At 40.2% G+C, this 14,429-nt stretch carries 11 protein-coding genes; 9 read left to right on the forward strand and 2 right to left on the reverse strand.

The window, feature by feature from the left end; genetic code table 11:
• Positions 1–2: 2 nt before the first annotated feature.
• The 6 genes from HMAT_RS16525 to HMAT_RS16550 all read left to right on the forward strand — a co-directional run bounded on the left by HMAT_RS16525 (position 3) and on the right by HMAT_RS16550 (position 10,376).
• On the forward strand, positions 3–1,016 hold the full coding sequence (locus tag HMAT_RS16525; RefSeq protein WP_104383930.1) for a FecR domain-containing protein: 1,014 nt from the start codon (positions 3–5) through the stop codon (positions 1,014–1,016).
• Positions 1,017–1,034: 18 nt separating this feature from the next.
• Entirely contained in the window at positions 1,035–3,605 is a 2,571-nt protein-coding gene (locus HMAT_RS16530) for a TonB-dependent receptor (RefSeq protein ID WP_104383931.1), read from the forward strand.
• A gap of 1 nt (position 3,606) precedes the next feature.
• Positions 3,607–4,425 (forward strand): DUF4249 family protein, encoded by an 819-nt coding sequence (locus HMAT_RS16535; RefSeq protein WP_104383932.1) that lies wholly within the window; start codon positions 3,607–3,609, stop codon positions 4,423–4,425.
• Between the two features lie 32 nt (positions 4,426–4,457).
• Entirely contained in the window at positions 4,458–5,147 is a 690-nt protein-coding gene (locus HMAT_RS16540; protein WP_104383933.1) for an AcvB/VirJ family lysyl-phosphatidylglycerol hydrolase, read from the forward strand.
• A 67-nt stretch (positions 5,148–5,214) separates the two neighbouring features.
• On the forward strand, positions 5,215–7,719 hold the full coding sequence (locus tag HMAT_RS16545; RefSeq protein WP_104383934.1) for a DUF5686 and carboxypeptidase-like regulatory domain-containing protein: 2,505 nt from the start codon (positions 5,215–5,217) through the stop codon (positions 7,717–7,719).
• A gap of 86 nt (positions 7,720–7,805) precedes the next feature.
• Positions 7,806–10,376 carry a flippase-like domain-containing protein gene (locus HMAT_RS16550; protein WP_104383935.1) on the forward strand — a complete coding sequence of 857 codons (2,571 nt, stop codon included), beginning with the start codon at positions 7,806–7,808 and terminating at the stop codon, positions 10,374–10,376.
• Between the two features lie 47 nt (positions 10,377–10,423).
• On the opposite strand, the gene HMAT_RS16555 is transcribed toward HMAT_RS16550, so the two are convergent.
• The gene (locus tag HMAT_RS16555; protein WP_158655907.1) at positions 10,424–10,915 is read right to left on the reverse strand and encodes a histidine phosphatase family protein; all 492 of its coding nucleotides are present in this window, start codon (positions 10,913–10,915) and stop codon (positions 10,424–10,426) included.
• Positions 10,916–11,045: 130 nt separating this feature from the next.
• Here HMAT_RS16555 and HMAT_RS16560 point away from each other — a divergent pair, with 130 nt between their 5' ends.
• The 3 genes from HMAT_RS16560 to HMAT_RS16570 are packed head-to-tail and all read left to right on the forward strand — an operon-like array spanning position 11,046 to position 13,490.
• Positions 11,046–12,035, forward strand: a complete 990-nt coding sequence (locus HMAT_RS16560) for a glycosyl transferase (protein WP_158655908.1) — start codon at positions 11,046–11,048, stop codon at positions 12,033–12,035.
• The gene (locus HMAT_RS16565; RefSeq protein ID WP_104383938.1) at positions 12,035–12,436 is read left to right on the forward strand and encodes an FdtA/QdtA family cupin domain-containing protein; all 402 of its coding nucleotides are present in this window, start codon (positions 12,035–12,037) and stop codon (positions 12,434–12,436) included. The genes HMAT_RS16560 and HMAT_RS16565 overlap by 1 nt, the downstream gene beginning before the upstream one ends.
• Positions 12,402–13,490 (forward strand): DegT/DnrJ/EryC1/StrS aminotransferase family protein, encoded by a 1,089-nt coding sequence (locus tag HMAT_RS16570; protein ID WP_104383939.1) that lies wholly within the window; start codon positions 12,402–12,404, stop codon positions 13,488–13,490. The genes HMAT_RS16565 and HMAT_RS16570 overlap by 35 nt, the downstream gene beginning before the upstream one ends.
• On the opposite strand, the gene HMAT_RS16575 is transcribed toward HMAT_RS16570, so the two are convergent.
• A complete protein-coding gene (locus HMAT_RS16575) occupies positions 13,453–14,421 on the reverse strand; it encodes a DUF6492 family protein (protein ID WP_104383940.1) in 969 nt (322 codons plus the stop codon). The genes HMAT_RS16570 and HMAT_RS16575 overlap by 38 nt on opposite strands.
• Positions 14,422–14,429: the final 8 nt, after the last annotated feature.

Consider the following 14,429-nt stretch of genomic DNA (forward strand, 5'->3'; position numbering starts at 1 on the left):
GTATGGAAGAAAACAATACTTCAAGATTTATTCCTTATGACTTGATCCAGAAAGATTTGGATGGGGTTATTTCCGCTGAGGAAAGGCTGTTGCTTGAACGTTGGCTTTCTGAGGATGAGGAAAATCCGAAGCTATATGATGAAGTCAGCATGCTATCTGATGACCTTATTGTATTGGAACAGTATAAAAATGTGGATATCAATAGCCAGTGGGACAGATTTAGTCAACGGTTGGATCGGGTACCGGCAACTGATGAAGCAGCGCGGCCTACACCTATTAAAACGATCTGGAAACCTTGGATGAAACTTGTTGCTGCGGCAGTGTTATTGATGATTGGATTTGCCTGCTACCTGAACTTTGACCGGTGGATGGGATATGAAATCCAATTATATGGAACAGTGGGACAGGAGCGTATATTGCTGCCCGACAGTTCTGTAATGGTATTGCATGCAGGGGCAGAGGCATCGTTTAATAAACGCACATTTAATCGGCAGCGTGTTGTTGCATTAAAAAAAGGGAAGGCACTTTTTGACGTAAAGCATGTGCGAACTTCTTCTTTCGTGGTCGAACTGGCAGACAATTATGTTCGTGATATCGGTACATCCTTCGAAGTTAATTTACTCGCGGGGGATGTAGAGGTGCTGGTGAGAGAAGGTACTGTGGCTTTGAGTGGTGGAAAAGGAGATGCGGCAAAAGAACTTATCCTGCAAAAGAACGAGAAGGGCTTCTTTAAAAAAGAGACTGCTGTACTATCAAAAGTTACGCTCGATGATTTAGGCAAAGACTATAAAGTAGCACAAAAACTCAGTTACTCCAATGAACGCCTGGACAGTATCTGTTCGGATCTTGAAAAGCGTTTTCAATCTAATATTGTTGTGGTTGGTGACAATTTGAAAGCACGGAAGCTCAGCATGTATTTCGATGGTCAATCACTAAATGAAATTGTGCAGATTCTTTCCAAGACTTTAAATGTGAAATGGAAAGCGAGTAAAAAAGGATACAGTATCTACGAATAGAAGCTTGGGATTGTTGCTATGAAGGGTATAGTTCTGTATCGTTTTCTCTTTTTTTTCGGACTGCTTATTTTCACGTGTTTAAAATCTTCTGGCCAAAGTAGTCTTTCGGATATGCAGGTTTCCATTGATACTAAAAATAAGGAGATTATTCAGATTTTGACGGAAATTCATAAAAATTATGGACTGTCCATGTCTTATGACGAGCAGATCTTTAACAGGAATATTATTTATGGGAGGAGCTTCGACAAATCCAGCATGGAAGATGTCCTTGACTATTTGCTGAAGGACTCGAAAATTGGTTTTACAGTGATCAATCGGGTATTGATTTTTTATCCTGAGGATAAAACGTTCACCATCAAAGGAAGAGTTGTGGACAGTTTGAGCGGAGAGAGTCTGATTGGTGCAACTTTAATGATACCCGAAAAGAACAAAAGCAGTTTAAGTAATAAGTATGGATTTTATTCGCTTACTCTTCCTCAGGGTGATTATAGCTGTTTTGTCAGTTATTTGGGATATAAAACCCGATCTATTCGGTTAAGTTCTCAATTGGAGGATGGTTACTTACTCGTTAAACTTGCCCCTGCGGATTTGAACTTAAAAGAGGTTATAGTGGATATAGATTCATCCACGCAGGTTCAATATACAGGTCATTTTACGGATAAAGTCAATTGGCCCCGCGCCCGTAGAAATGCCTTTTATAAGGGGGAGGCAGATATTATGAAGGTTTTGCAAATGCAAAACGGTATCAATGGACTGACTGAAGGCGGGAGCAATTTATTTGTAAGAGGTAGCGGTAAAGATCAGAACTTGATACTGCTTGATGAGGCGGTGGTCTATAATCCATCGCATTTATTCGGTTTGACATCTGTTTTCAATTCGGATATCTTAAAAAATACCCAGGTATATAAGGATGCACTTCCTGCAAATTTAGGTGGACGGCTTTCTGCTATTATGGATATGAGCACAAGAGACGGCGATGCGAATAACTTCCATGTTTTTGGTGGCGCAAGTTTGCTTATCGCGCGAATAGGCGCTGAGGGACCTTTCGTTAAAAAAGGAAAAGGTGCCTTTATTGCGACAGCACGAACCAGTCTGTCTAATGCACTGAATACGGATTACCGCCTGTTTAATGTAAAGGGGAACTATAGTGACTATAACATCAAATTGAATTATACATTTGACAATAAAAATCGCATCTATTTATCTGGTTATTATGGCCAGGACAAAGTTACTGCATCGAATAAAAACACAAATCGTTGGGGCAATTGGACCTCGACCTTACGTTGGAACCATGTACATAGTTCGCGTTTGTTTATGAACCTCTCTGCGATATTCAGTGATTATCATAATAAGTTGGATATCAGTAAACCTGAATCACCAGATAATCAAATTTGGCTGACTCGAATACGTGATTTCAGCCTGAAATCGGATTTTACTTATTTTATGGGTTTGGACCGTACCTTGGATTTTGGTCTGCAGGGCACATTGCACCGTTTTAAGCCCGGAGAGATATCTCCTATAAATAATAACAACGAGGACAATATTTTTCGGGCACAGGCCTTTGACTACGCTGGTTATATCTCGTTCAATTGGAAAGTGGATTCGGCATTACGGATTATTGCTGGTACGCGGATAAATGCTTTCTTCAATACTTCATTTGGTCGTTATTATCTCCTTGGTACTGGACAGTCCAAACCATTGGCAAATGACGCGGAGAAGAGGAAAGCGTATTATGGGTTAGAACCACGGCTTTCTTTGCAATATAAGTTAGGTGCAGATTATGCCGTTCACCTAGGATATAATAGAAACTATCAGTACCTACAACTCTTGCAAAATGATGAACTTGCATTTTCTTCTTTGGAAGCATGGGTGCCAGCTGGGCCAAATATAAAACCGCAGTATGCAGATGTGCTTTCTTTTCGTGTTAATAGGTTGTTGTATAAAGGTAATCTCGGATTGGAGGGCTATTGGAAAAAAATGGGAAACCAAGTGGAGTTGATTGACCATGCGCAGTTAATTCTCAATCCTTTTATCGAAACGCAATTGCGACAGGGAAAGGGTCGGGCTTATGGGGTGGAATTGTCCATAAACCAACGTATTGGGAATGTGTCCGGTAGCCTGCTCTATAGCTGGTCAAGGTCTTTCAGGAAGATTAATGGTATCAATAAAGGAAAGGAGTATGTGGCCAATTTTGACATTCCCCATGTGCTCAAAAGCAGTCTGTCCTACGATTTGGGGCGCAGTATTCATTTTAGTGGTTTCTATACGATTCATACAGGTCGGCCGCTAACTTATCCAATGGGTTTTATGGAATATGAGGGAATCTACGTGCCGGTTTATTCAAGTCGTAATTCACAGCGAATGCCTACATTTAGTCGATTAGACCTAAATTGCTCAGTAGACTTGGAAAGTAGAAAACAGCGGCAAGGTGGTACACGTCATACGTTGAATTTTGGCTTGTATAACGTCTTTAATCAACGTAATCCCCTTTATTATAGTTTTTCTGAAGATAGCAATGGGAACTTAGCTATCCAAAAAAACTCGTTCTCGGGACGGGTACCCTCAATCAGTTATGCCATGAGATTTTAATATGAGAGTGTTTTTGTTTTTTATCGTTTGTTGTCTGCTGTTTGCCTGTAGTAAGTCAATGGTGGATGAAGGTCAATCGTATGATATGATCGTTGAAGGTGGAATTAATACCATGTATAAGGAACAGTATATCCAATTAAAAAAGCTGGATGGACTGCATTCTAATGGGATGACAGTGGGTATTACGGATGCTACTGTGCGGGTCGTGAATGGAACCAATACCATCGATTTCGAAGAATTGGGGGAAGGACTTTATATGGGTAAACTATTTGACCTAAAGGACACAGTCGGAAGTATTTTCGAACTGCAGGTCACATTAAACGGTAAGCTGTATCAAGCCCAGGACCAATTGATACCGACTGTACCTATTGAAAAGGCTTTCTTACCCGTTGAAAAGAGCAGTTTAAATAACAATTGGGAAGTCAAGGTAAGTAAGCATCTGTTTGGTATGAAATCTTCCAATAAATGGTTGATTATGCCGCAAAAAGATTTTTCGGATGAAGATATTTCTACCTTCCGTTTGCCATTTAGCTATAGCTACCGTTTGGGAGCTCCCAACGTACTCAATACATTGCTGGGGCGTACCTATAATTATGAGGTATCAAAGAAGGATAGTCTGATGGTGTTTAAATTTTCTGTATCACCACGTTATGCCCGGTTTCTTTACAATCTATTTCAGGAGACAGAATGGAAAGGTCTATTGTCAGCGGTTCCCGCTAATGTAGAAGGAAACATTTCGGGTAATACACTTGGATTTTTTTATGTCATGGATGGAACTCAAAAGACGATCCCAATAAAAGATGTTAGAAACAGTAAATAACAATTGATATACGCAATTTATTTTTTAGTGAAATGAAAACCAAACAATTTAAAGCAGGTAGGCTGCTTATGCTTTTGTTTTTTTGCTTATGTTCAAGCGTACGGGCGGAGAATCTTCCAAATTATGTCATACCGCTTAAGGATAGCAATAACAAACAACGAACGATGCTGGTATTTATCACGGGTGACGGTGGTTACAATGATTTTAGTAAGAGCTTATTGTCCTATTTTACACAAGAAGGTTACCCTCGATTGGTGATTGATGCAAAAAAATATTTTTGGAAAAAGAAAGACCCGCAAGAAGCGGGACGGGATTTTGAACGTTATATTGATCATTTCAAAAAGGAATGGAATTGTGAACAGATTTACGTGATTGGCCATTCATTTTCTGCGGGCGTACTACCGTTTGTTCTCAGTAATTTCTCAGATTCCCTAAAAAAATCCATTCGTCATGTAACTTATTTGTCCCCTGATCAGTATGCAAGCTTTGAAGTGACTATTTCCACGATGCTCAACTGGAAGCAGAAAGCAAATGGCTACGATGTTCTTGCTGAAATCATGAAGTTAAGGCAATTTCCAGCAACCTATGTTTTCTGCCGTGATGGCGAAGAAGATCTGGTAAAAATGTATCACAATGCAGGTTTAAAAGTCGATGTATTGGCGGGCCCACATAATTATAACCGCGATTTTAAGACAATATACAATACGATTCGATTAAGATAACATTCTTATTAGGACTTTTTTAGCGAAACCTTGTCATCTTACTGAATTTAGATGCAAGGTTTTTTTTATGCGATATCGTTTTTTACTGATTTTATTGTTCTTTACTTCTCGAATACTTGGACAAGGGGCATCACTCACAGGGATAGTGTTGGATGCCGCAACCGAAAAGCCAATCCAGGGTGTAACCGTAAAACTTTCCAATACCACCAAATCTGTAAGCACAAATAAGGGGGGGCTGTTTTCGCTACCCTCAGTTCCCGATAATTGGGAGCTAATATTCAGCGCTGTTGGTTTTAAAAAGCAGCTGTTTCCGATGAGTGTCGCACAGGGGAGAAAAGTTCTTATTGTGCGGTTAGAAGATGAGCAGCAGAATTTGGAGGAAGTGGTGGTTAATGCACCCAAAAGAAAAAAATATTCAAATAAACATAATCCAACGGTCGATCTGATCCGCAAAGTGATCGAAAAGCGTGATGGTAACAATGCTTTGAACACAGCTGGAGGTAGTTATCGTGAATATGAAAAACTATCCATGTCACTGTCCATACAGAATGAAAAAGTGGATAAGTCTCGTTTGTTAAAGCGTTTTGACTTTTTAAAACAGGGGACGGATACCCTAAAGTATCCCGGCAGAACCTTGGTGCCCATCTATATGGATGAAAAAATTGGTCAGCGCCAATTGGATAAAGCCAAGGGAAACGCCTTTATATTATTGGGGGAGAACCAGTCCCGTGTGGACCAATATCTAGACGAAGATGGTATTGATGAGTATTTGGATAAAATCTATGGGGAGACAAATATTTATGATACGGATGTATCCATCGGGAATAGGCGTTTTCTAAGCCCCATTGCGACATTAGGCCCTTCTTTCTATAAATATTATTTAGTCGATACACTCAAAGATACGAAACCCTGGCATGCCAAAATTAGGGTAGAACCACGGAACAGGGAGGATGCGCTCTTTTCAGGATACATCTATATCCGACTCGATGGTACTTATGCCCTGGATCAAGCTGAATTGTCGATCAATGAAGCGACCAATATCAATTGGGTAAGAGGTTTGAATATTGTGCTGGATTATTCGCAGGATCAGGCCCAGCGTTTTTTTCTCAGCCGGGGGCTGCTTCGAATAGATCTAGGAATTTTTAAGGACGGTATGGGATTATTTGGTGAAAAAGTAACCAACCGTTCTGTGCTGGATACGGCACAACTGGCGACGCATGCAAAGGCACTGACAGGTCGGGGCGTTCAAAATCCGAATGCCATTGATTGGGAGACGGCGAGACCGGAAAAACTCAGTAAATTGGAGCAGCAAGCTTTCCGGAACATTGACAGTTTAAAACAATCAAAGTCATTTAAAAACCTAATGGCTTTGGGTTCTCTTATCGTATCGGGCTATTATGGACGGGGGCTGATCGAGATCGGATCTATTCCTTCATTTTATAGTTTTAATCCGATAGAAGGTAGCCGGTTTAAGTTTGGAGGGAATACAACGGATCTGTTTAGCAAAACCTTGGTATTGGAAGGATACGGCGCTCATGGAACCAAGGATAAACGATGGAAATATAATCTTGGTGCGACCTATTCTTTTAATGGGCAGTCTGTATATAAATTTCCTGTCAAGTTACTTAGTATCAAGGTCAGTAAAGAGGTTCAAGTCCCAGGGCAAGATCTTAATTTTATTGACAACGATAATTTTTTGCTGTCTTTTAGAAGGGGAGAAAACGATAAAATGTTTTATCTGCAACGTCGGCAGGTAGAGTATTTTCAGGAATTTGAAAATCACTTCTCATTTAAAGTGGGTTTCTTTAATCAGATTTTAAGTCCGGCAGGGGTATTGGAGTTTGACCGCCGGGCATTCAGAAAAGGTAATGGAGAGGAATTATGGACTTCGGCTTTCACAGCAGAGTTACGCTGGGCCCCCGAAGAGAAACTTTATCAGGGAAAACGGTATCGCCGTATCATCATTACAGGAAAGCCTATTTTTACACTTGTGGCACAGTTGGGGGTGAAAGGGCTTTTGGGTGGAGATTATAATTACCAGCGTTTTATCTTCAATGCCAAGAAGCGGTTCTATGCTTCGCAATTTGGTTTCGCAGACGTTGTGTTTGAATCAGGCGTGCAGTTTGGCAAGGTTCCTTATCCTTTGATGATTATCCATCGTGCAAACCAGACCTATTCCTATCAGTTGAACTCGTATAATCTGATGAATTCCATGGAATTTATGAGTGATAAATACACTTCGCTATTACTTCAGCATTCTTTCAATGGTTTTTTACTCAATAAAATACCGCTCATAAAGAAATTAGATCTACGTGAAATTGCTTCATTGAAAGTGCTCTATGGTTCGGTGGATGCATCTAATCGGTATACTAAAAGTTTTGACGGGATGCCCAAAAATCCGCTGGAACCGCGCTTGTTTTCGCTCAGCAACGGACCTTATGTGGAAGGAAGTGTGGGGCTCAGTAATATTTTCAAGATCCTAAGGGTGGATGTGGTTCGTCGTTTTACGTATCTGAACAATCCGGGGGTGTCACCTTGGGGTATTCGGGCAAAAATCGGTATCGACTTTTAAATAGATAAAAAATGTATTGGGACTATTTACAGGAATTGGTGTCATTAGATAAATAGCAGTAAGAAACAAAGTAGCGAAGTAGCACGATGAAGAACAAAATATTGATCTGGAAATCCTTATTGGGACTATTAATCATCTTTGGAGCCTTATACTTTTTTGCCAATCAGCGACAAGAACTTGCCTCTTCGTTACAGCTTATTCAATCGAGTTCCTTATTTTGGATTGCTATAGGTATTGTGATTTCTTTCGCCTATATCGCTATGCAGGGACTGGTTTATGTCTATAGTTTCAAATCTTTGCGACAAAAACTTTCACTTGGTCTGGCTACTCGTTTGTTTCTGAAAAGAAATTTTATCAGCGTATTTTTACCTGTCGGCGGATTCACTTCATTGGCGTTTTTCAAGAAGGAGGTCAATCAGGAGGGAATCTCTGACTCGAATTCCAATCTAGCTTCCGTGATATATGCGGTTATTAGCTTGGTATCGCTATTTATTCTTTGTCTCCTCGTTTTTCTTTTTGTCGGGATTGCGGGCCTAAATCTGCAATTGGTAGGGGTAATGTCAGCTTTCACCGCTTTATTGCTTGCTTTTGGGTGGTATTTTTACTCCTTTTATCAGCAAGGAAAGGCCTATCATTTAACGATCCGTTATTTTCCTGCCGTGGAGACAGCCTGGCGTGAACTCAGGGGTAACGGTGTCAATTTTAAGTCCGTATTTCACAGCTTACTTTGGGCGACAGCGATTGAACTGGTGGGTATTTTGCATATGTACATTGCCATGCTTGCGCTGGGGTTTGATACGTCTTTGTTGGCTTGTACCGTTGCCTATGCGGTGGGTACATTGGTGTATTGTTTTTCCCCTTTAATGAAGGGCATCGGGCTCATTGAGGTTTCGATGGTCGTCATTTTGAGCAGTTTTGGCTATACGGAAGAAGAGGCGATTTCGATCTCATTATTGTACCGTTTGTTTGAATTCTGGGGACCATTAGCATTAGGAGGCATGAGCTTCTTTGTCAATAAAGACAATATTTTCGTCCGTATCCTTCCGTCGGTTTTTATTTTCGCGATGGGTATCATCAATATCATTTCTGTATTGACGCCCGCAATTCATAGCCGTGTGACAGTACTCAAGCAGTTTATTTCCTATGATGCGCTGAACTTCTCCAATGCTGCGGTGCTGTTTTTCGGTATTTTACTGGTGATGTGTTCGGGCTTTTTAATGAAAGGCTTGCGCTTGGCTTGGTACGTTGCTGTCGCATTATGTTCACTTTCAATTGTTGCCAACCTCTCCAAAGGACTTGATTTTGAAGAGGCTTGGTTTGCTTTTCTGGTGCTATTGATGTTATTCTATTCATCGCGGCATTATTTTGTACAAAGTAATCGTAAACTGACAATACTTAATCTGGGGTTGGTTTTGTGGCCTATAGGTGTTGTTTTGCTGTATGGGATCATCGGATTCTTTTTTCTCAATAGCCGGCATTTCAACATGGACTTTACAATTGGGAATGCTGTAAGGAGTACATTACACAGTTTTGTGCTGTTGAATGGCGACGTGGCGGCGCCGCAGACAGCCATCGGACAATATTTTTTGTACTCCATTAATTTTTTCAGTGTGGTGAGTCTGTCCGCATTATTTTATTGGCTGGTCAACCCCTGTCAGGCAGCTGCAGTGGAAATGGAAGGAAAAATAGAACTCGCTCAAAAGTTACTTGAACGGTATGGTAAATCTCCGATAGATTATTTTAAGACCTATGGTGACAAGGAAATTTTTCTGAATGATGAAGAAAGCGGGTTTATTGCCTATAAAAAATGCTATGGTTTTGCTATTGTCCTGGAAGGTCCGGTCTGCGAAGATAGGGAGTCCGTGATAAAGGATTTGATTAATTCCTTTGAATGTTACTGCCGCCGATCAGGTTTAAAAACGGTCTACTATCGCGTTGACGGTAAATATTTGGGGATCTTCAAACAGCTCGGAAAGAAATCATTTTTGATCGGTGAGGAAGCAATAGTGAATGTGGACAATTTTTCATTGGAGGGCAAGAAACGAAAATCATTGCGGAATGCAGTAAATAGCATCGAGAAGAAAGGATTTGTATCCAATCTATATCGTGCTCCGTTATCGAATGGTTTGCTGCAAAAGTTACAGGTCGTTTCGGATCATTGGCTTAGGGACATGAAGCGTTCGGAACGAGTTTTCTCGCAGGGGATGTTCGATCTAGGAAAGATTAAAAATAGCCATGTGATTACATTGGAAGATAATGAAGGCCGGATTTTGGCATTCCTGAATATCATTCCCAACTATGCACCTGATGAAGCGACTTATGACCTGATACGGAAATTACAGGATGCTCCCGGAGGAAATATGGATGTATTGATTATCCGGTTTTTGGATTATTGTAAAGAAGAGGGGTATTCTTATTTAAATATGGGTTTGGCGCCTTTTTCAGGTTTTGATAAGAAAAAGGGGCCTGTGGAACGTCTTATCAATTTTTTGTATGAAAATAATACCTATTTCCGTCAACCCAAGGGATTGAAAGAATTTAAAGAAAAATTCGATCCCTGCTGGGTAGAGAAGTTTGTGGTGTATTCACATGATCTGGATTTGATCACAGTGCCTTTGGTGATTGACAAAGCCATGAAATCTGTTACAGTGAAGTGATAAGACGACCGTTGACAGGCAAGTAAGTTTGTTCTTTGAATTGAATTTTAATCTACGATCTGTACCAGATCGGCGCAATTGCCACTGAGCATTTGAAAGGTAAAGCCGGCATCAAGTTTAACCTCTGCAAACGAGGAAGTGCGGAGATAGGCGGACTTTCTGGTCAGGTATTCCACAAGGTCAGTCAATGTTGGGTTGTGCCCAAAGAGCAAGACGTGATCGATATGATCTGGAATTGTGTTGATGACCGAAAGCAGGTGCTTGTAGGTGCATTCATAAATGGACTCCTCCAGTTGGATATCAAATTGGGGCGAGCCCATGACATCCAAAAAGACGCGGGCAGTCTGTACGGCTCTATTGGCGGGCGAACTGATCACAACACTGTTTTCGTTGAGCGTCAGCTTGCTTGCAAGTTTCTCCGCCACCTGCTTTGCATGTTGTATGCCTTCAGATGTCAATGCGCGATCAAAGTCATTTATTCCGGGGATAGTTTCGGCTTTGGCATGTCGGATGATATAAAGTTTTTTGCTGTTGTCCATGATTAAAATTTTTGATTTTATACTATTAACGCTTTTGTTCTGCATTTCATTGTGTTTGTGACAAGAGACAGCAGGTATTGCATATGAATACAAATAATAATAAACGAAGTTTTGAAAAAATACATAATATATGAATAATTTTTGCACCTTATTTAACTCACTGTATCTTTCGAGGGGACTGGCGATGTATCGGTCACTCGAAAAACAGGCGAGGAACTTTCATCTTTATATTTTTGCATTTGATGATGAGTGCTACAGTATATTGACAAGATTGCAACTCGCCAAAGCAACTATTATTCCGCTGTCGGATTTTGAAGATGAGCAATTATTGGCCATAAAACCGACCCGTACAGCGGGCGAATATTGCTGGACCTGTACACCTTCAATTATTTTATATAGCATTCAAAAGTTTGGTTTATCCAATTGTACCTATTTAGATGCCGATTTATTTTTTTATGCGGACCCTGTCGTGTTAATAGAGGAGGCCAAGGATGCCTCCGTGATTATAACCCCACATCGGTATAGTCCGATGTATGAAGATAGTGAATCGGGCGGAACTTATTGCGTACAGTTTGTTTACTTTAAAAACTCACCTGAAGGCATGGCAGTACTGGAGTGGTGGCGCTTGGCTTGCATCGAGTGGTGTTATAATCGGAGGGAACCCGGAAGATTTGGGGATCAAAAATATTTGGATGTGTGGGCATCGAAGTTTAGTGGAATACATGTTTTAGAGCATCTTGGCGGAGGGGTAGCCCCTTGGAATGTCCAACAATATGATTTTGACCATAAAATAGGTCAGATCTGGGGCAAAGAACTTGCTAGTCAACATTTATTCCCGGTTATATTCTATCACTTTCATGCCTTAAAATATGCTGAAAAGAATTCTTTTACTCTTGCTGGGGCAAATTTGATCAGTGATAACGATATCGAATTTCTGTACAAGCCGTATATCGGAGCGTTAAAAAGTTCTGGGCGTGAAATCAAATCGATCTCACGTTCGCTCAAATTTCATGAAACCAATGAAATTCCCCGCATTAGAAAATCATTACGCCGTATGTTCAATTTATATGTTCTCGGCAAATTTAGAGAATACTACCACCAATCCTATTTTTTAAGATAATGGCTTATCAGATTGACCTAAAAACATTCACCGATGAGCGTGGACATCTAACGGTGATCGAAAAAGTTATTCCGTTCGATGTGAAGCGGATATTTTATATCTATGGCGTAGATGGTTCTATCCGCGGCGGACATCGTCATCATCAAACGATACAGGCAGCGATTTGTCTGAAAGGAAGTTGTGCTATTTATAACCAGGATGGAATTAGTGAGCGCGTTTTTGAATTGAATTCACCAGATCAATGCCTGATTTTGGAACCTAAAGATTGGCATCAGATGTTTGACTTCTCAGAAGATGCCATTCTTATGGTCCTTGCTTCCGAATATTTTGATTCAACAGATTATATTTACGAACCTTATTTTATATATGATCGCTTACGAGAGCTTGCAGCAAGTCAATAAGGAATTTATGGAGGAATATACCAATGCTTTCCAGAAGGTATTGCATGGAGGCTGGTATATTTTGGGAAAGGAAGTTGAGCAGTTTGAGCAATCATTTGCGAGTTATTGTGGTGTTGAGCATTGCATCGGAGTGGCGTCGGGGTTGGACGCGCTGGTTTTGTCGTTACGTTATTTTGGTTTTAATCCGGGCGACGAAGTCATTGTTCCGGCAAATACCTATATCGCATCGATACTCGCTATTATGCAGGTTGGCCTAAAACCGGTTTTGGTAGAACCTGATATAACGACTTACAACATTGATCCAGAAAAAATTGAGTCTGCTATTACAGTACGGACGAAGGCTATTCTTGTTGTGCATCTTTATGGAAAGATGTGTGACATGGATTCCATTTTACTGCTTGCGAAACAATATAATTTAAAGGTTATTGAGGATTGCGCGCAAGCCCATGGGGCTATTTATAAAGGTCAAAAGGCCGGCTCATTTGGCGAGTTTGGAGCATTTAGCTTTTATCCAACAAAGAATTTAGGCGCCTTGGGAGATGCAGGAGCGATCACTTGTAAAGATCAGGGATTAAATCAATCCATTCGTACATTACGAAATTACGGTTCTTCGGCTAAATATGTCTTTGATGATGTGGGCTATAATTCCAGACTTGATGAGTTACAGGCGGCTTTTTTATCTGTAAAATTGAAGTATTTGGATAAGATTACTGTACATAAACAGATGCTGGCCACAATTTACCGAAGTGAATTGAAGTCTGATTTTATTCTTCCGGCGGTAGAAGGTGGTTTTGAGGATGTTTATCATATTTTTGCTATACGTCACCCTGAACGAGATCGGCTCAAAAAGTATTTATTAGATAGCAACATTGGAACAGAAATCCATTACCCAATAGCTCCACACCATCAAAAAGCAATGAATGGGATTTTATCTGGCGCAAGCTATCCAATCTCAGAAGAGATTCACCGAACAATACTTAGTCTTCCGATTTCCTATGGACACACGGAAGCGGATATTAGTAGGGTGGTTGAGGTAATGAATAAGTTTTCTTAAAGTTTTTTGCGATTAATTTATTCAGAGATCTTATCAATGGAATTTTTTCCAAGAAAAAAAATAAGGCAATACGTCTTTTGTTGACTTTAATCTTTTTAGGATTAATGTCTTGCCAGATTTCGAATGTCGCATAATGTAAACCTAAGACCTCCAAAAACTTGAGGTCTTTTGTATGTGGTAGAGTGTCCAAAATCATACTGCCATTTCTGGTTGTATTTAATAATTCCGAAGGCGAGGTCCGTAAACGAAAATGCTCGGGATGGGTTGAATTAAGAAAATTACCGTAAGTTTCATACTCTGAGAAGCCCGAAAGTGCGATATCTTTTGTGGCTATATTTTCAAGGATGTAATACGGCCAAGACTGATCTCCTGCTTTTTTGCTGATCTCAAGTAACATGTTTTGCATCAGCTTTGTTTGAACCATAAAATGTTCGGATATAAACGAGTAGTTGACCGTTTTTTTCAGACCGAGTATATGTTCTAATGTTTCAAAATATGGCTGGTGATTTTCTTCACTCTTTTGAATTAAAACCCGGTTATCCTGGTCAAAGAAATGGATCGGTTTTAATGGTATTGTATCCGCATCCCATATTAGATAATAGTCACTTTGAATAATTTTGGAAATTTCCATTTTTAAAAACTGTTGGAAATACCAACCCGCACGATCACCATTATCTATTTTCTGTTTTAGAAAGGTGGTTATAGATCGAAAATTGAATCGATCGAACAATTCATTTTCGTTAACAAGAACTAAGGTGGTTAAACTGAGCGACTGAAACTTTTCGAAATGAGAAGGGCTTGTTATGACATAGATTTGTTGCGCCTGAAAAAATCGCTTAACCTGATTGATCACAACTTTCGCAATTTCGATGTGTTGTGGACCGACGCAGATGACAATGTCGTAATTTGGGTTATTTGCAAATGCTCGCATCACTAGCG

It is taken from the genome of Sphingobacterium sp. HMA12 (assembly GCF_002933815.1).
GTDB lineage: Bacteria > Bacteroidota > Bacteroidia > Sphingobacteriales > Sphingobacteriaceae > Sphingobacterium.